Source organism: Schaalia sp. ZJ405 (assembly GCF_011038885.2).
Lineage (GTDB): Bacteria > Actinomycetota > Actinomycetes > Actinomycetales > Actinomycetaceae > Pauljensenia.
The window spans coordinates 1557969-1576486 of sequence record NZ_CP064952.1; the positions used below are offsets into that span (position 1 = coordinate 1557969).

General features: G+C 57.9%; 11 protein-coding genes, 1 tRNA gene and 1 pseudogene. 8 read left to right on the top strand and 5 right to left on the bottom strand.

Annotation, left to right across the window (positions count from 1 at the left end):
* Window positions 1-26: 26 nt before the first annotated feature.
* Window positions 27-2855: an ATP-dependent RNA helicase gene (locus tag G7Y41_RS06450; RefSeq protein WP_165316288.1), complete on the top strand. Its 2829-nt coding sequence runs from the start codon at window positions 27-29 to the stop codon at window positions 2853-2855.
* Window positions 2856-2892: 37 nt separating this feature from the next.
* Here the strand turns inward: G7Y41_RS06450 and G7Y41_RS06455 are convergent.
* The 4 genes and pseudogenes from G7Y41_RS06455 to argS all read right to left on the bottom strand — a co-directional run bounded on the left by G7Y41_RS06455 (window position 2893) and on the right by argS (window position 10183).
* A pseudogene (locus tag G7Y41_RS06455) lies at window positions 2893-4189 on the bottom strand (IS3 family transposase).
* A gap of 171 nt (window positions 4190-4360) precedes the next feature.
* Entirely contained in the window at window positions 4361-6853 is a 2493-nt protein-coding gene (locus tag G7Y41_RS06460; protein ID WP_165316040.1) for a S8 family peptidase, read from the bottom strand.
* A 119-nt stretch (window positions 6854-6972) separates the two neighbouring features.
* Window positions 6973-8499 carry a diaminopimelate decarboxylase gene (lysA, locus tag G7Y41_RS06465; RefSeq protein ID WP_231367255.1) on the bottom strand — a complete coding sequence of 509 codons (1527 nt, stop codon included), beginning with the start codon at window positions 8497-8499 and terminating at the stop codon, window positions 6973-6975.
* A 4-nt stretch (window positions 8500-8503) separates the two neighbouring features.
* Entirely contained in the window at window positions 8504-10183 is a 1680-nt protein-coding gene (gene argS, locus G7Y41_RS06470; RefSeq protein ID WP_165316049.1) for an arginine--tRNA ligase, read from the bottom strand.
* Window positions 10184-10506: 323 nt separating this feature from the next.
* Here argS and G7Y41_RS06475 point away from each other — a divergent pair, with 323 nt between their 5' ends.
* The 6 genes from G7Y41_RS06475 to G7Y41_RS06500 all read left to right on the top strand — a co-directional run bounded on the left by G7Y41_RS06475 (window position 10507) and on the right by G7Y41_RS06500 (window position 17479).
* A complete protein-coding gene (locus G7Y41_RS06475; RefSeq protein ID WP_165316039.1) occupies window positions 10507-11748 on the top strand; it encodes an Nramp family divalent metal transporter in 1242 nt (413 codons plus the stop codon).
* 402 nt (window positions 11749-12150) lie between these two features.
* On the top strand, window positions 12151-13482 hold the full coding sequence (locus G7Y41_RS06480; RefSeq protein WP_165215925.1) for an ABC transporter substrate-binding protein: 1332 nt from the start codon (window positions 12151-12153) through the stop codon (window positions 13480-13482).
* A gap of 313 nt (window positions 13483-13795) precedes the next feature.
* Window positions 13796-14641, top strand: a complete 846-nt coding sequence (locus tag G7Y41_RS06485; RefSeq protein WP_165215928.1) for a carbohydrate ABC transporter permease — start codon at window positions 13796-13798, stop codon at window positions 14639-14641.
* Complete coding sequence (locus tag G7Y41_RS06490; RefSeq protein ID WP_231367256.1) at window positions 14638-15567, top strand: carbohydrate ABC transporter permease; 930 nt, start codon at window positions 14638-14640, stop codon at window positions 15565-15567. Before G7Y41_RS06485 ends, G7Y41_RS06490 begins: the two co-directional genes overlap by 4 nt.
* A gap of 194 nt (window positions 15568-15761) precedes the next feature.
* A complete protein-coding gene (locus G7Y41_RS06495; RefSeq protein WP_165316038.1) occupies window positions 15762-16817 on the top strand; it encodes a LacI family DNA-binding transcriptional regulator in 1056 nt (351 codons plus the stop codon).
* A complete protein-coding gene (locus tag G7Y41_RS06500; RefSeq protein WP_165316037.1) occupies window positions 16814-17479 on the top strand; it encodes a YesL family protein in 666 nt (221 codons plus the stop codon). The genes G7Y41_RS06495 and G7Y41_RS06500 overlap by 4 nt, the downstream gene beginning before the upstream one ends.
* A gap of 106 nt (window positions 17480-17585) precedes the next feature.
* Here G7Y41_RS06500 and G7Y41_RS06505 read toward each other — a convergent pair whose 3' ends face one another.
* Window positions 17586-18041 (bottom strand): ribose-5-phosphate isomerase, encoded by a 456-nt coding sequence (locus G7Y41_RS06505; RefSeq protein ID WP_165215937.1) that lies wholly within the window; start codon window positions 18039-18041, stop codon window positions 17586-17588.
* A 302-nt stretch (window positions 18042-18343) separates the two neighbouring features.
* Here G7Y41_RS06505 and G7Y41_RS06510 point away from each other — a divergent pair.
* Window positions 18344-18416, top strand: a tRNA-Arg gene (locus G7Y41_RS06510).
* Window positions 18417-18518: the final 102 nt, after the last annotated feature.

Below are 18518 nucleotides of genomic sequence, written 5' to 3' on the forward strand. Positions count from 1 at the left end.
GGTAACAACAAAAGGAAACCTGCGCCATGCGCACTCTGGAGGAACTCCTCGCCTCACCCCCATCTCTGCCCGTTGTCGAAGCGCTTGACCGCGTGCGCGCCTGCGCGATTCCCGGGGATGCAACGGTCATTTCTGCTCCTGCGGGCACAGGGAAAACCACGCTGGTTCCCCCGCTCCTGGCCGCCACGTTGACAAGGGGGAGGGTCATTGTGACGCAGCCGCGACGCGTCGCCGTCCGTGCCGCCGCGAAACGCATCGCTGATCTCCTGGGGGAACCCGTTGGCGTCACTGTGGGGTACGCGATCCGCGGGGAGACGGTCACGAGCGCTCACACGCGCATTGAAATGGTCACCCCTGGGATTCTCCTGCGTCGCCTCCACGCCAACCCGGAGCTCCCCAATGTCAGTGCCATCATGCTTGATGAGTTCCACGAACGCAGCCTCGATACTGATCTTGCGCTTGCCTTCCTTCTGGACGTGCGCGACACCCTCCGTGAAGACCTCAGCCTCATCGTCACCTCCGCAACATTGGACGAGGAGAGCATCGTTGACCTTCTCCGGTCACGCATCGACACGAACGTCCACACCGTCAATATCTCAGCGCAGACATTTCCGCTCGACGTGTCGTATATGGCTCCACCTCGCGGAGCCGAACCCCTGGGGACCGTTGGCTCAGGTCGCATCGGAGTTCAACGGGAGTTCCTTGCCCACGTTGCCCGCGTCATTGAATCAGTTGCCTCCCCCGGTCGTGACACCGAAGAGGAAGTGGGAAATCCCCCAAGCGGCAACGAGACAATTCCCCGAGAGAGTGGCTCAGGCCATGCCGGTGACATTCTTGTGTTCTTGCCGGGGCTGCGCGAAATTGATGACGTCCACGGAATGTTAACGGCTCCCGGTGGCATTGGAACGCGAGGCGTTGACGTGGTGACCCTTCATGGCGCCTTGTCGGGCCCTCAGCAAGATGCCGTCCTCGTCCCCAGGTCAGCCAAGGAATCTGGCCGACGCCGCGTCGTTTTGGCCACGTCGATTACGGAAACATCACTGACGGTCCCGGGGGTGAGCACAGTCATTGATTCTGGCCTGTCCCGTCAGCCTCGATTCGACGCTGCACGCGGAGTTTCACGCCTCGTCACCGTGATGGCTTCGCAGGCAAGCTGTCATCAGCGCAGTGGCCGTGCAGCCCGACTCTGCCCTGGCAGAGCAATCCGTCTTTTCGACCAGGTGGAGTGGAGCCGCAGGCCCTCTCACACTCTCCCCGAAATCGCGGTGGTTGATCTGTCGGATGCGTGTCTACAGTCCGCGGTCTGGGGAGCACCCACTCTCAATGACCTGTCGATGCTTGATGCAGCTCCCCTTGGCCATCTGCGCGCCGCCACCGATCATCTCCTCAGCCTCGGTGCCCTTGAGTCCGAAGTCCCACCGTCACCGCCCACCGAGCCGGCAGTGCCAGCGGATGCACCAGCGTTGTCGTTGACGGACGGTGAATCTGTGATGCTTCGGACTCCGCGGGCCTCTGGCTTCACCGTGACGAGGCTGGGTCGCGCCCTCGCCTCCATTGCGCTTGACCCCTCGCTTGCTCGCGCACTCATCTGCGCCGCACCCATCATCGGTATCAAGGCCGCAGCAGCACACGTGTGCCTCATTGAGGAATCCCCACGCGTGGCCGATGCCGACCTCGCGACCTATGCGCGCCGCCTGTTTCGTTCCTCGCATCCTGGCGACCGATCGCTGAGGGAGCGCCTGAGGCAAAGCGAGCGTCGCCTGCGTCATCAATGGTCAGTGGCCATGTCCAGGGGATTCATTGACGAGGACGAGCGCGCTCACATCCCCTTGGCCAACGGTGACACGCGCGCAGACCACGGGAGGTGGAGTCGCGACGACGCCCTCGCATTCACCGTCGGACTGGCACATCCAGAATGGATTGCACGTCGACGCCCAGGGTCATCGTCTTATGTTCTGGCGAATGGGCTTGGTGCTCAGCTTCCAGAGCTCAGCCCACTTGAGGGGTCGGAATGGTTGGCGATTTGCGCTCTGGATCGCACGGGGAATTCCTCTCATGCACGGATTCGTTTGGCAGTTGCGATCGACCAGGCCGATGCATTAGCTGTGGCTCGTCCGCTCGAACGTGAGAGCACCGAAGTCGTCCTCGTCAATGGGCGTCTGAAAACGAAACGCACGCATGCGCTGGGAGCTATCGAGCTGACAACCCAAGAGACCGCCGGAGCCAGTGGAATTGACGAGGCCCAGGCGTTGGCTGTCATCGTTGATGCTTTAGCAGCCGATGGCCTCTCACGGTCGCTCACGTGGACTCAGGCGGCAACGTCGCTGCGTCACCGCATGGATGCGCTGCACCGGTTCGTTGGGGCTCCCTGGCCCGATGTCAGTGATGAGGCTCTGCTGGCCCGGGCCGCCGAATGGCTGGCCCCGTATATGCTCCATCTCCGCGAGGGCTCGGCGTTATCTGCCGTTGCCGCCGTCGATGTGCTTCGCAGCATGCTCCCCTGGCCGCAGGCGTCGCATCTTGACGAACTGGCACCCGAAAGCATTGTCATTCCCACCGGTCAGAGCCGAACAATTGACTGGACCGGTGACCATCCAATCGTCACTCTCCGAGTACAGCAGGCATTCGGATGGACACAAACTCCCACGGTTCTTGGGGGACGTCGTCCCCTGGTTCTTCATCTCACGGATCCCGCCGGCCGTCCCGTTGCCGTGACCAGCGACCTCGCGTCCTTTTGGGCCGGTCCCTACCATGACGTGCGCGCTCAGCTGCGTGGACGCTACCCGAAACATCCGTGGCCTGAAGATCCCCTGACTGCACAGCCAACGAACCGGGCACGCAAGTGCCCCCGGTGATTTTGAACTAGCCCCCGAAAGTTGGACTGGTTTTATTCTAGGGGGTTGGGGCTTTAAGGGTCTGATTCCGGTATTGCATCGGGGTCAGACCCTTAAATCGTTGTTGGAGTCGGTCGTTGTTGTACCACAAGATGTAGTCATCAACGGCCTGGCAAAATTCGTCGACACTGGCGAAGTGCTCGCCGTGATACATCTCGGTCTTCAGATGCCCGAAGAAATTTTCTATGGTCGCATTGTCATAACAATTGCCCTTGCGCGACATCGACTGTGTGCCATCGATAGAGTGAATCAGTTGACGCCAGCTTGAATGCTGGTACTGGAAGCCCTGATCGGTATGTACCATCAATCCTTCACCAGGTTGGTGCCAAGCAATCGCATTCTTCAACGATGTTGAGGTGAACTTAGTGGACGGCGAGGTAGACAACTCGTGCGCCAGGATACTGCGGTCGTATAAGTCCATGACCGGTGAGAGATAGACCTTGGTGCCACAGACACGAAACTCGGTGACATCGCTGGCCCAGACAGTGTTGGGTTTATCGGGCATGAAGTTACGGTTCAAGAGATTCTCGGCGATGTGGCTGGTCTGGCCTTTGAAGGAGTTGTACTTCTTGCGTGGGCGAACCTTGGATTTCAGTCCCATCTGATCCATGAGTTTGTAGACCAGCTTGTGATTGACCTTCCACCCTTGGTTACGCAGTTCGCTCAGCACCCGACGGTAGCCATAACGGCGCTTCATCTTCTCAAAGATCAACATAATGGTCTTCTTAAGCTTGGCATGTGGATCGGGCCGGTCAAGTCGTGCCTGATGGTAAAAGTACGTCGACCGGGCAAGGCCCGCAGCTTGTAGAAGATCGTTGAGCGAGTGGTCTGACTTGAGGATGGCAACAACTTGCGTCTTCAGCCGCGCCTTTGGTTCCTCAAGTCCCGCAATTTTTTTAGATACGCATTTTCAGCCCGTAGCCGTTCCACTTCACGGTGAAGCTTGTCTTCTGTAGTGACTACCTTCGGCCTGGCAGATCCTTTCGGACGGCCTTTCGGCTTGGGGCGAAGCGCATCGTCACCACCTTCACGCCAGGCGCGAACCCACCTCTGGATGATTTGAGCAGATGACAGTCCGAACTCACGCGCGAGATTCATTTTCGTCTCACCAGCTAGAAAACGCTCAACAACTTCCTTCTTCACCTCGAAGGAATACTGTTGCCTGGTTGGTTTCTCCACAAGACATAGCCTGCCATGAAGCTTAAACCTACGCTCAAGCTTCCTAACCGGATACAAACCAACTCCCAACCAATGAGCTGCTGCGGTGTAACCCACACCCTGCTCAAACAACTCAACAAGCTGTTCACGCTGCAACCGACCCAGAGAACTTCGTGCTCTCAAAAAACTACCCCCCACTAGCCAAAACTGATTTCTCAGTCCAACCAATGGGGAGCAGTTCATTTCTCACCGGGGGCACCCCTCAATCGGGACTCACTGTGGAGTCCGCTGATGCGTCGTCAACGCGATCACTCGGTGCGTGAGCGCGAGCGTGACCGCATGGCGGTGGCTCCTGCGCCGACAAGAGCGAGGGCGAAGGCCCCAAGCAGAGCATAGGTCGTATCGGCGCCGGTGCGAGCAAGGGATCCCTGGCCTGTTGACTTGCCAACAGCCTTGCCCTTCTTGCCCTTATGCATCGCCTTGTCTGCGGCCTTGGGCGTGGTCTTGTCTTTGGCTCCGGCTTTGCCCTGAGCCTGAGACTTGTCCTTGCCGTCAGCTGGGTCTTTGTCCTTGTCAGCGCTGTGTTCGGACTCGTTTGTCGACGGCTTTTCGTCAGCCACAATTGTCACGGTGGACTTGAGAACTGTGTCGCCAATCCGGGCGTACACGGTGTGCTCACCCAGTGGGAAGTTCGCAGGAATATTCCACGTGGTCCGAGCGAATCCCTCATCCGATGCCCGAACAGCGGGCAGAATCACGGGATCGGAATGAATCTCGAAGACAATCTTCGCTCCCGCGGGTGCTCCGGAAACGCTGAGCGTCATCTGGGTACCTGCGGTGAAAACATTCTGGCTTTTCAGCGTAGAATCCGAGGTCTTCAGCGTGGCTTCGGACGGGTCGGGAGATTCCGGCTGCGGCGCAACGACTGCAATCGTGGCGGACGCGTTCACATCGTCATCAGCCTTGGGGTCATTGTTGCGTCCCAGGGCAGTGATTGATGCGGTGACTGTTGCTTCCTGTGCATCCGAGGCCACGGCCTGTGAAAGGTCAATCGCCGAGGATGCAACGGTCACGGAACCATCGAAACTTCCGTCTCCTGTGGCCGTGAATGTTCCCAGGTCACCCAGGTCAAGAGTTGCCGAGGTCACGGGGCCTTTAACGGTGACGCGGAAGGATGCTGTTCCAGAGATCGACGCCCCGGCAACGGGCTTCCACGTGGTGGAGTCGGTTGAGTATTCAAGTTCTCCGATGGTGGGTTTGGGTTGATCTTTCAGAACAGCGGCGAGGGCGTTGACCAAACCAGCACCCCGATATTCCTTACCATCGGTTGGTTCCGCCAGACGATCATAGGTGTAGCCCGCCTGCTTAAACAGCAGCTCTTTGAGCTGAGCCGGCGTGAAATCTGGGTGAATTGACTTGAGCAATCCGGCAACACCGGCAACGTGCGGGGAAGCCATCGAGGTTCCCGACAGGTTCCCCCACGCCGATTTCATGCTGGTGGGCAGCGTCGAATAGATCTGCGATCCAGGAGCCGCAACCTGCACAGAATTCACACCGTAATTAGAAAAGTACGACCGAATCAGTTGAGCAGTCGCGGGATCCCCTCCGCTCGGAAGTGCCACTGCGGAGACCGAAACAACATTGGGAAGCATCGAGGGAATATCGATACCACCAGCAACGTTACGCCCGGCAATTGCGTTGCCTTCACCCAAATCATTGGGGGACTCATCATCGGTTGTCGGGTTGTCGTGATCATCATTGGAATTGCCCTCGGCAGCGATGTTAAGGACGCCGTGTTCTTCAGAATAGTTCACCGCACGAGTCACGACCTCAAGGCCCGCAGCCTGCGACGACTCATTAGGCAGCCAGAAAGCCCACGGATCGACGTAGTAGGAATTGTTCGTCACATCAATGTCATGTTCGGCAACCCACACGAAACCACAGGTGACGTATTCGGGATAGAACAGGCCATCAACATTCGAGGTTTTCACGGCCGCAAGAGTGACATCAGGGGCAACCCCGTCAACGCCGACTCCGTTGTGCGCCGCGGCAATTGTTCCCGCAACGTGAGTGCCGTGGTAGTGGTCATCAGCCCACGCCGATGGAGCAGTGTTGGCAATACCGTTGACTTGGCAGCCCACTGACTTTGAGACGTCAACCTGGTCACGAAGGTCCTCGTGGGTTGCATCGATCCCCGTATCGAGCACGGCAACCGTCACCGATTCTCGGGGGACGTCGACTTTCTGTGCCTCGATTGCGCCAATGGCTGTCAATCCCCAGGCAAGGGTATCGCGAGGATCGGGAGTGAAATCGTCGAGTTGAGAATCAATTGCTTGACTTGATCCCGTGGCTTCAGCTATCGCAGCTGCGGAGGCGTTAGGAACAACAATCTCGTCGCCGGTCACAGGGGCCTGACGGGTTGGACCAATGGACGTGGTGGGGATACCAACGCCGGCATAGTCGTTGTTCAGTTCACCGGCGAAACCGCCGTTTGCTGCCTGAACGAAGAAAGAACGTAGCTGCGGATATTCAGCCAGGATGACGCCACCCTTTGCTTGAGCGCGTGCCTTCGCATCGGCAAATTGCGCGTCGGAAGCACTGGGAGCAAGGTTAACGGCGTAGTTTCGGGGGACTCCGGCCTCCGGGGTCCCTTCATCTGTCACGAAGTCCGCAGAAACGATCGCTTGGTTCGCTGCGGGCGCGGCGTAGGTTTGAGGGGCGAGGACGACCACCGGCCCTGCGAGGCCGGTGGCGAGGGCAACCCCGGCGGCAAAGCGCGTCCTCAGTGTGCGGTTGCTCATATTGCTCCTTTTAATCACTGCGTCACGGCCACCAAGGGACTTTGAGTGACCTGGAACAATACTTAAGGATTCTTTAACCTTAGAGGGGCGCTGCTCACATATTGAGAGAAAATACGCAACTATTTTTCAGTAAGCCCTTGATCGTAGGCAATGAGATCGTCAATTGTCTGAGGACGAATCATCCAGTGAGCATCTCCTCCCGACACCGCGAGCACCCCGGGTTTCGTCAACATGTTGTAGTTCGAGGCCATCGAATAGCCGTACGCCCCCGTTGCAGGAACCGCAAGGAGATCCCCCGAACGCAGGTCAGCGGGCACACGCAGTTCATCAATGATGATGTCACCGCTTTCGCAGTGTTTCCCAACAATTCGTCCTCGGACCCAATCATCCGTGGGCCGTCGATTAGCAAGGGCCGCAACATAGCGTGCCCCGTAGAGAGCGGGACGAATGTTGTCAGACATTCCCCCGTCAACAGCCACATAGCGACGCACCCCGCCATCGGGCAAAGTCACATCTTTAATAACCCCAACGCGATACAGCGTGACCATTGCCGGGCCCGCGATCGAACGGCCAGGCTCAACGGACACATGCGGGATCGGGAGTCCCCACTGCTGACATTCCTGACGAATAACATGCGCAAGCGGACGCGCAAGATCAATCGGACGCAAAGGACGAGGATCTTCACCCGTGTAGGCAATCCCCACGCCGCCACCCAGATCAACAGCGCCGGTTGCAACACCCAGGTCATCGCGGATCGAAGCAACAAACTTCATGACAATACGCGCCGCTTCAAGGAAAGCTGCCGCACCATGAATCTGCGAACCAATATGCGAATGCACCCCCAGGAAATTCAGGTGTTCGCTGTCGCGGACTCGGCGAATCACGTCCATCGCCTGACCATCGGCAATGGAGACTCCGAACTTCTGATCCTCGTGGGCGGTGGCGATGTACTCATTCCCACCCGCGTGGATTCCACATTTGACGCGAACCATAACGGGGGCAATGCATCCGCATTCGGAGGCAATCCGTTCAACCTGCTCGACCTCGTCCATTGAATCAATGAACACGCGATGAATCTTCGCCTCAAGAGCCAGGCGAATCTCCTCGTCGGACTTGTTGTTTCCGTGCAGCCCAATGAGGGAAGGCTCCACGCCCGCCCGAAGCGCAAGAGTGAGTTCCCCGAGCGAGGCCGTGTCGATTCCCATTCCCTGAGCAACGACCTCGCGCGCAACTTCGGCGCTGAGGAACGCTTTGCCGGCGTAGTACGCATCTCCACCGGCCATTCCATAGCCGTCCCAGAATTCCTCGTTCATCACGGAGGCCCATACGCGTGCCCGACCAGCAAGGTCCTCAGTGTCGAGGACGAACACCGGAGTCCCATGCGTTAGCGCAATGTCCGTCAGCGCAACTCCCCCGATTTCAAGGGTGCCGTCGTCGCGACGCTTCGCACTCCACGGCCACACATCGGGACGCTCCGCAGGCTCCGGGCAGCGCGGAGGGTCGAAAAACGCGGTGGATTCTGCGGATTCGGCATGACCATCCACGGTCGCATTGTCGCGAGTATCGGTGCCCAACTGGGAGTCCTCACTCTCGGGCCGATTCATCTCTTCGGCGCCGTGTTCTTCCGGCGAAGTCGCGTGCGACACGCTCTCACATCCTTTCGGGTGCAGCCACTCCCAGGAGCCCGAGGCCAGTGGCAAGAACCTGCGTCACTGCATCGTTGAGCCAGAGGCGAGCCACATGGCCGGCGTCAACGGGATCATCGCCACGTGGCGTCACGCGGTTGACCCCGTACCACGCGTGGTAGGTGGCGGCGAGCGACTCAAGATAGCGTGCAACACGGTGGGGTTCGCGCAGCTGCGCGGCCTGAGCGATCTGCGCGGGGAACTGAGCGAGTGCCCCCAGAAGCTCAGCATCTGCTGAGGTGTTGAGCTGCGAAGGGTCAAAGCCGTCCTCGCGTCGCACACCGTGCTCAGCGGCATTCCGGGCGACGTTGCGGGTACGTGCATGCGCGTACTGGACGTAGTACACGGGATTTTCGTTCGTGTGCTGGGTCAGCAGATCCAGATCGATATCCACGTTGGAATCCATCGAGACGCGCACGAGGGAGTAACGCGCCGCGTCAACCCCAACAGCCTCAACGAGATCATCAAGGGTGACGATTGTGCCCGCTCGCTTGGACATGCGTACCGGCTGCCCGTTCTTCACCAGATTCACCATCTGTCCAATGAGAATCTGCATGTTGTCGCCCGGCGTGTCTCCAAAGGCCTCGCACATCGCCATCATGCGTCCGATGTACCCGTGGTGATCCGCTCCCAGCAGGTAGATTGCGACGTCAGCTCCGCGTTGGCGTTTGTCTAAGTAGTAGGCAACGTCTCCGGCGAAGTAGGCGGCCTGGCCGTCGGACTTGATGAGCACACGGTCTTTGTCATCCCCGTAGGTCGTGGTCCTCAGCCACACGGCCCCGTCCTCGTCAAAGACTTCGCCGCGCTCGCGCAGGCGCTCGATCGCTCGGGAAACCGCTCCGGATTCGTGGAGGGAGTCTTCGTGGAAGAAAACATCGAAATCGGAGCGGAAGTCATGCAGTCGCTCTTTAATTTGGGCGAACATCAGCTCCACGCCACGCGCCCGGAAAACCTCAACAGCGTCTTCTTCGGGCAGCGTCACCGGGTCGGCGTCACCTGCTTGGGCGGCATCGGCGCGCACCTGGTCGGCGATCTCGGCGATGTATTGGCCGCCGTAGCCGTCTTCGGGTGCTTCCTGGCCCATTGCACGGGCGTACAGGGACCGGGAGAAACGATCGATTTGTGAGCCGTGATCGTTGAAGTAGTACTCACGCGTCACTTGAGCGCCGGAGGCAACCATGAGACGCGCCAGAGAATCCCCTACGGCTGCCCATCGAGCTCCTCCCAGATGCACAGGTCCCGTCGGGTTCGCAGACACGTATTCGAGGTTGATGTGCGTGCCAGCCATCGTCTGATTCATCCCGTAGGACGCTCCCTCGTCAACGATGGTCTGCGCCAACTGTCCAGCAGATGCGGCTCCAAGACGGATGTTAATGAAGCCGGGGCCGGCAATGTCCACCGAGTCAATACCGTCGTGCTCTACAAGCATTCCCGCAAGAACTTGGGCAAAGTCTCGCGGCGCCATGCCAGCTTTCTTCGCCAGTTGCATCGCAACATTCGTTGCCCAGTCACCGTGGTCGCGGTTACGAGGACGCTCGACCTTCACGACCTGAGGAATATCTGCCTCGTTGAGCGAAATTGTCTGCTCCGACGCGGCACTGATGAGCGCGTGGCGAATGACATTGGCAAGTTCTTCTGGAGTCATTCCTTCAGAGTAGTTGCGCTCCCCCGTCATGGTCGAACTCACCGAGAGTGTCCTCCCACATCGTGGTCGACATCGCATCACTGATCTGCTTAACGAGGACGAGGCCGCATAAGGCATGCAGGCGGATCACGCCACCGACAAGATCACCCCTGACCTCAAACTACGCCTGACCGAATTTTCTTACTACGTCTCGGTGGTATTGTTGTTTGATCAGCGTCGTTACCACGGCACGCGATGACGTCAACAGACAGTCACGGCCCTCGCCGCGAGCAGATGCTGCACCGCCCCAGACCGCCCAGTTGATACCTTTTCCGACACGCACCATGACCCGAACGCCCCGCACACAGACCCGACGCCAGCTTCCTCGACCTCGACTCAAAGCATTCCTCGGGCCGGCCTTTATCGCCGCAATCGCTTACGTCGACCCCGGAAACGTCGCCGCAAATATCACCGCGGGTGCCCGTTACGGATACACGCTGGTGTGGGTTCTTATTGCGTCCAATATCTTTGCGATGGTCGTTCAGTACCTTTCGGCCAAACTGGGAATCGTCACCGGGCAGTCATTACCTGAAGTCCTAGGAAAACGCCTGAGTAAACCCACCCGAATCGCCTTTTGGGCGCAAGCTGAGATCGTTGCCGCAGCAACCGACCTCGCCGAGGTCATCGGAGGGGCACTAGCTCTCAACCTTCTGTTCAATATCCCCCTACTCTGGGGAGGGGTGATCATCGGAGTTGTTTCCCTGGGGTTGCTCATGGTCCAATCCGATGGACACCAACGCCGTTTCGAGGCGATCATCGTTGCTCTCCTCATCGTCATCACGTGTGGATTCCTCGCAGGACTTTTCGTTACTCCCCCGGACTGGGCGGCAACAGCATCCGGCCTCGTTCCCCGGTTTGCCGGTACCGACTCGGTTCTCGTTGCAGCTTCCATGCTCGGGGCAACCGTCATGCCACATGCCGTCTACCTACATTCCACGTTGGTCAATGACCATCCGACGCAGCAAACAGATACGGCCCACTACCTGCGTGCCACCCGAATCGATGTGCTGTGGGCCCTGAGCTTGGCCGGCATTGTCAATACGGGTCTCCTCTTGCTTGCCGCGGTTGCCCTTCAGGGTGCAAGCGGAACCGACACGATCGAGGGGGCTCACGCCGCAATCCTCTCCAGCTTCGGCCCTGCAATCGCAACGATTTTCGCTGTTGGGCTTCTTGCCTCGGGGCTTGCGTCGACATCGGTTGGTGCTTACGCGGGCTCTGAGATCATGAGCGGACTGCTGCATATCCGAGTTCCACTCCTTGTCCGCCGCCTCGTCACCCTTATTCCTGCGCTCGTTATCTTGGCGTTCGGCGTGGAACCAACCTGGGCACTAGTTATTTCGCAGGTCGTTCTTTCCTTCGGAATCCCCTTCGCGATCATCCCTCTCATGGCCTACACCCGAAACCCGGAAATCATGGGGAAGCACAGCAATGGTCGGGTACTACGGATCGTTGCGGGTGTCATTGCTGGCGTCATCGTTGCTCTGAACATCGCATTGATCTATTTGACAGCGACCGGAGCTGCGTAGAACCGCGGATACAACGACGCACGTGCGGGGACTCGCCATCTCCAAGAACTGACGTTCACTCTTGCTCAGAGACACCCCACGCGCGCAAAAAATCGCCTCTCTCAGTAACGGAAACGTTTTCGGAAAGCCGGTCACAAAAGCACTGAAAATGACCAGGAATCTCTCACGAAACCCCCTACACCCATCCCCTCCCCAACTTTTCGTCACCAAATTGTGACCTGAAACGCAGATATTCCCCTGAAATCCTCACCCAATCCGGTCTACATTAGGGGCACCGGAAACGTTACCGGTCAGTGATGACAACACATTCATCGCTTCTGGGAACGCCACCGATCGACATATTCCTTCAATGCTGACGCAAAGCCGCGTCAGCACAATAAAGTCCAAGGGAGGACCCACCCGATGTCGAAGCTAACCAAAGTTGCCGCAGGAGCTGTTGCCGCAACCCTCGCCCTGACAACTCTCGCCGCATGTTCGTCTGGAAACACGGCGAAAGATGACGGCAAAGGCTCCGTCTACTACCTGAGCTTCAAGCCCGAACAAGACAAGGTGTGGCAACAAGTTGCCAAGACCTACACTGAGGAAACCGGTGTTCCCGTCAAGGTGGTGACCGCCGCCTCAGGGACCTACGAGCAGACTCTCAAGTCAGAAATCGCCAAGTCAGATGCCCCAACACTGTTCCAGATCAACGGTCCAATCGGCCTGAAGAACTGGAAGAACTACACAGCCGACCTGACCGACACTGACCTGTACAAGAATCTCATCGACAAGTCGATGGCCGTGAGCGAGGACGGCAAAGCCTACGGTATCCCCTACGTCGTTGAAGGCTACGGCATCATCTACAACCAAGCGATCATGGACAAGTACTTCGCTCTGCCGGGAGCAAAGGTGTCCTCGATGGATGAAGTCAAGGATTTCATGACTCTGAAGTCCCTCGTTGAAGACATGCAGTCCAAGAAAGACGACCTGGGCATCAAGGGCGTTTTCGCTTCGACATCACTCAAGCCCGGTGAGGATTGGCGCTGGCAGACCCACCTGGCAGACCTGCCCGTTCATTACGAGTACCAGGACGACGGCGTTGACGACAAGGCTGACCTGAAGTTCGCCTACAACAAAGAATTCAAGAACATTTTCGACCTGTACCTCAACAACTCAACAATCGAACCGCAGCTTGCCTCCTCGAAGGCCGTCTCTGATTCGATGGCTGAGTTCGCCCTCGGCCAGGCCGCAATGGTTCAGAATGGTAACTGGGCCTACGGTCAGGTTGCTGACGTTGATGGCAACACGGTGAAAGCCGAAGATGTCCACATGCTGCCGATCTACACCGGACACAAGGGTGAAGAAAAGCAGGGCCTCAACATTGGCACGGAAAACTTCTTCTCCATTAACTCCAAAGCATCTGAAGCCAACCAAAAGGCCTCCATCGACTTCGTCAACTGGTTGATCTCCTCCGAAACCGGAAAGAAATTCATGGTTGAGGACCTCGGATTCATTCCGCCGTTCTCCACGTTCTCCGAGTCCGAGCAGCCAGCTGATCCGTTGGCCAAGGAGGTCATCAAGTCGCTGGCCGATACCGAGACCGAGGTTGTTCCGTGGGTCTTCACCACATTCCCGTCGCAGACTTTCAAGGACGATTTCGGCGCTTCACTGGCTCAGTACGCAGCCGGTCAGATGTCCTGGGATGACGTGGTCAAGGGATTTGTCTCCTCGTGGAAAGCTGAAAAGGGCGCCTAAGTGGGAGACTCCCCGCTCGTCCTCGGCAATGAATGATTCCCTCAATGGGAGAGTTCGCCGCGGACGCAGCGGGGCCCACGTGGTGGCAGCGCCTCAGTGCCTGACTGCACGGCGCTGCCACCCTGCGGGGGCTTGGATCATTGACGATCCTTTCCCCGTGCCCATCCTCATTGACGAGGACGAACACGCCTCTTCCCCCATTCCCCACCCTCCCCCCGGAGCTTCTGAAATTCACCGGGCACTGCCCACTCCCTGCTGTTTCCTCCGCCATTCATCGGCTCCGCAATTTACACACATCTTTGGAGCACCACTCATGCTGAAAAGTCTAAAAAGATGGGGCGCCCTCTTTATGGGGCCCACCCTCGTGTCCTTTGGGCTTGCGTTCCTTGCGCCGTTCTTCATCGGCCTCTATCTGTCACTGTGCGAATTCACCACGGTGACGGACGCATCGTTCGTCGGTCTCAAAAATTACTTCACGGCCTTCTCCGAAGGTCAGGGCTTCGTCCAAGCACTCCTGTTCACCGCTGCCGTCACCGTCATCGCCGTCATCACGGTGAACGTTTTTGCTTTCGCCATTGCCTACATCCTCACCCGCAAACTCTCGGGAACAAATTTCTTCCGCACCGTATTCTTCATGCCGAACCTCATCGGCGGAATCGTTCTGGGCTACACGTGGCAAACAATCTTCAACGCCATTCTCCTGCATTGGAATACCACGCTCGTCACGAACGCCACCTACGGTTTCGTCGGCATCATCATCCTGCTCAACTGGCAAATGGTTGGCTACATGATGATCATTTACATCGCGGGACTCCAATCGGTTCCCCCGGAGCTGACCGAAGCCGCAGAAATTGACGGTGCCGGTCGGTGGACAGTTCTGCGTCACGTGACAATCCCAATGGTCATGCCATCAATCACGATCTGCCTGTTCCTCACACTGAGCAACTCCTTCAAGCTCTATGACCAAAACCTCGCATTGACGAACGGCCAACCTCTCGACATGACAGAAATGGCTGCGCTCAACATCGTTAACACGGTGTACAACCGCATCGGATTCGAGGGAGTGGGTCAGGCAAAGGCCGTTGTCTTCTTCCTCATCGTGTCCGCAATCGCTTTCATCCAACTGCGTGCCACCCGAGGCAAGGAGGTCGAGGCATGAGCACCGCATCTCTTTCGACAACCAGCACCCATTCGACGATGCCGACCAGCTCAACGACGAGTCCAGTCGCATCAGCCGGCTCTAAGTCAGCGTCTGCGCGGGTCTCTCATGCGGTGCTCTACGCCATCCTCGTCGCATTGACCGCTGTCTTCATCGGTCCGCTACTCTTCATCCTCGTTAACTCATTCAAGGGGCGTTTCTTCATTGCCGACGCCCCCTTTGCTCTTCCCCTAGGGGAATACTGGGTCGGAATTCAGAACTACATCAACGGCCTTGAGGAAACGAATTTCTTCACGGCCGCCGGGTGGTCGTTCTTCATCACGATCCTGTCTGTCATCGTCATCGTGTTCTTCTGCGCAATGACGGCCTATTACATCACCCGAATTAAGACGTGGTGGACAAACGCTCTGTACCTCCTCTTCGTTTTCTCAATGGTTGTTCCCTTCCAGATGGTGATGTTCCCAACCGTGAAGATCGCCGATATCCTCAACCTGGATAATCCGCTGGGCATGGTCGTTCTCTACCTGGGCTTTGGGGCGGGATTGTCCGTGTTCATTTTCTCCGGGTTCGTCAAATCCATTCCGCTCTCCATCGAAGAGGCAGCGATGATTGACGGGTGCGGGCCGGTGAAGAACTACTTCCTCGTGGTCATGCCGATGCTCAAACCCGTGATGATCACCGTGGCCATTCTCAATGCCATGTGGGTGTGGAACGACTACCTTCTCCCCTACTTGGTCATCGGCCTGTCAACGCCGTATAAGACCATCCCCGTTGTTGTTCAGCAGCTCGTTGGTTCACGCGGTGCAAACGACATGGGGGCTCTCATGGCGATGCTCGTGTTGGCGATCATCCCGATCGTTGTGTTCTACCTGGCCAGCCAGAAGCACATTATCGAGGGCGTCGTCGCCGGTGCCGTCAAAGGCTAAGACTCTCTCCCGTTCGGCGAGCACAACCTCCTCGCCGAACGGGAGGGCAGTCAAAGCCCTCAGCGTTCGCTCCGGATCTTTTTGACATCCAAGCCGCCCCTGAGTCTCTCGACTGAGAGACATTGCGTATTCAACGAACAACACCCACTACACTTTCATATGAGTCGAAACGACCATATTTTCAAGGAACACCCGTGACACGTACACGCCCAACAATCAAAGACATCGCCCAGGCGGCGGGCGTTGGAGTCGTCACCGTTTCTCGCGCTCTCAACGATCGCCCCGACGTTTCGCAGGCCACCCGCGAACGCATCCTCAAAATCGCCGACTCGATGGGATACCGCCCCAACAGGCACGCCCGATTCCTCAAAATGGAACACAATCCCTCGATTGCGCTGATGATGAAAGGCATCGACAACCCATTTTTCCAGCCGATGCTCGACACGATGGAAGAGATCGTTCGCCAAAACAACTACCTTCTCACCGTCGTCAAGGTTCCGCACTGGGCCGACGAGGTCGAGGAAGCGATCAAGCTTGTTGACGAAGACCTCATGGCCGGCGTCATTTTCCTCGGCGGCGCTTTCTCCCACGAGGCCTCAGCCTTTGAGCGAGTCAACGTCCCCTTCGTTCTGTCAACCGTGTCAAAGGTCCACGGAGTTCCCGACGGGGTCTATTCCTCCGTCTCCGTTGATGACGAACTTGAAGCTGCACAGGCGGTCCGTCACCTCGTGGACTTGGGGCACCGTCATATCGCGGTGCTCGGCGTCCCCGAATCCGATGTGTCAGTGGGTGCTCGGCGCGTCCGCGGCTACGAGGCAGCGATGGAAGCGTCGGGAATAGCCGTCGATCCCCGATGGGTGCGCTCTCAGGAGATCCCGCAGTACAACCCCTATTCCTACGAGTACGGCTACCGCTTAACCGTTGATCTTTTACGAGAGAATCCCGAAGTCACCGCAATTTTCGCCATCGCAGACACCATCGCAATCGGAGCAATGCGTGCAATTCGCGAGGCCGGCCTCACCGTTCCCGATGACATCTCAATCATCGGGTTTGACGGTATTTCCATCGGTGAATACATTGAGCCGCCGCTGACAACCCTCGTTCAGCCGTCAACGACGATCGCTCAGCTCACCTGTGAAGTCCTCTTCCGTCAAATCGCCTCGGGTCCAGTCCAGCATGTTTTTGTCCCAGGTGACATCTACCCCGGCGGTTCCACCGCCCCACCGCGTCGCATCGGGTCGCCACGATGACCTCACCACTTGGACCTCAGTCGTCGATCTACCGCGCTCTGACATGGATCACCGTCCTCATGACTGCGAACGTTGTGTCGGTGATTCTCGGAGGTTTCATCATTACAGGCGGCCTGGTATGTGGGGCACTGACGCTTGTGTGCATCTCACTGATCCACAGTGAGTCAGCGTCGATCTTCCGTGGTTTAGCGACTGTGGCACGCCTGGGTGCTGCAAGCGTCACGATCGCGTGGATCAGCGAAGTTCTCCTCGCGATGCTCCTCGTATGGGAGTGGGTGATCACCGGCCACCTGATAAACGTTGTACTTGCGGTTGCTTTCCGCGCAGTCATTGTCTTCGTTGCGCTGATCCTTGCGTTCACGCACATATGGTTCTGGCCGCTCGCCGCATTTCGGATGCATCAGGGCCTGTCCCTTCCGCTGCGTGTTCTTCCACGGATCGTTAAGGCGTCGGTCCTTGGCGCAATTTCCTCTCTTCCTCGCACCCTCGCAACGGCGATCGTTGCGGTCGCTCCTGCTTTTCTCGCGATGATTTCCGTGCATTGGAGCGTCCGAGTCCTTGTCTGGTACGGACTCATCGGATGCGCCTTAGCGTCCTACCTGGGTGTCCTCACCGTGCGTCCAGCGCTTAAGGGCTCCGGGCTCGATGAGTTGTCTTCTTAACGAGGACGAGGCGGCCGTCGGCGGCGTTGACATTCCCCAGATTGCCTGTGGGCTCACCCGCTTTCACGCGGGTGAGCCCACACTCACAGTATTCACAGACCGAGGATTAGCGACGGTGCTCGTCCTCGTACGCGGCCATCAGGTCGATACGGCGTTGGTGACGCTCGTCCTCGCTAAACGGTGTCTCAAGGAAAGCGTCGATGAGTGCGAAACATTCCTCAATAGAGTGCTGCCGAGCCCCCACTGAGACAACATTCGCATTGTTGTGTTCACGGGCAAGGCGAGCTGTCGCGTCGTTCCAGACGAGGGCTGCGCGCACTCCCTTGACGCAGTTCGCAGCCATTTGTTCGCCATTGCCTGAGCCACCGATGACAACGCCAAGAGATCCAGGATCATCGACGACGGCCTGCGCGGCCTCGAAGCAGAACGGAGGATAGTCATCGAGAGCGTCGTACTCGTGGGCTCCGTGATCGACAACGTCGTATCCTTTGCCTTCGAGGTGGGCAACAACCTCGTTCTTCAGTTCTAATCCGGCATGGTCGGTTCCGATGTGAACTCGCATGTCTTTCTTCCTTCAGTTGCGGCATGATGAACGCCTCTTAGTATCGCACCTGCTGTGAGGATTCCTCACACACGTCGGTGATTCCAGGTGCGTGCCTTACTCGGGGAAACGGGTATTTTGCTGCGCATCCGGCGTGTACATGACTTACGGCCCCCCTCGGAGTTCTCGGTCTGTGAGGCGTTGCCACTGTCCAGATGCGGATGAGGGTGCATCTTGGCAGATAAAATGCCTGAGTCTGGGCGCGACCCTCGTCGCATTCTTTGCACTGGTTTCGGTGACGCTGGTAAACTGGCGCGTCGTTGGCCCCGATAGCTCAGTGGATAGAGCGTTCGCCTCCGGAGCGAAAGGTCGCAGGTTCGAATCCTGTTCGGGGCACCGATGGAAAATGGCGTAAGATCAACGAAAAGTTGGGGTACGTCGCCTGTCTGTGAGGACAGAGAGTGCACCAACACCACTGCAAGATCCTCTCTGCATACT

What these genes read in the sequence shown, in the direction of transcription:
- G7Y41_RS06460 (WP_165316040.1), bottom strand. Translation starts at nt 6,853, where the DNA reads ATGAGCAACCGCACACTGAGGACGCGCTTTGCCGCCGGGGTTGCCCTC.
- G7Y41_RS06485 (WP_165215928.1), top strand. Translation starts at nt 13,796, where the DNA reads ATGCTGAAAAGTCTAAAAAGATGGGGCGCCCTCTTTATGGGGCCCACC.
- G7Y41_RS06480 (WP_165215925.1), top strand. Translation starts at nt 12,151, where the DNA reads ATGTCGAAGCTAACCAAAGTTGCCGCAGGAGCTGTTGCCGCAACCCTC.
- G7Y41_RS06450 (WP_165316288.1), top strand. Translation starts at nt 27, where the DNA reads ATGCGCACTCTGGAGGAACTCCTCGCCTCACCCCCATCTCTGCCCGTT.
- G7Y41_RS06490 (WP_231367256.1), top strand. Translation starts at nt 14,638, where the DNA reads ATGAGCACCGCATCTCTTTCGACAACCAGCACCCATTCGACGATGCCG.
- argS (WP_165316049.1), bottom strand. Translation starts at nt 10,183, where the DNA reads ATGACTCCAGAAGAACTTGCCAATGTCATTCGCCACGCGCTCATCAGT.
- G7Y41_RS06505 (WP_165215937.1), bottom strand. Translation starts at nt 18,041, where the DNA reads ATGCGAGTTCACATCGGAACCGACCATGCCGGATTAGAACTGAAGAAC.
- G7Y41_RS06500 (WP_165316037.1), top strand. Translation starts at nt 16,814, where the DNA reads ATGACCTCACCACTTGGACCTCAGTCGTCGATCTACCGCGCTCTGACA.
- G7Y41_RS06475 (WP_165316039.1), top strand. Translation starts at nt 10,507, where the DNA reads ATGACCCGAACGCCCCGCACACAGACCCGACGCCAGCTTCCTCGACCT.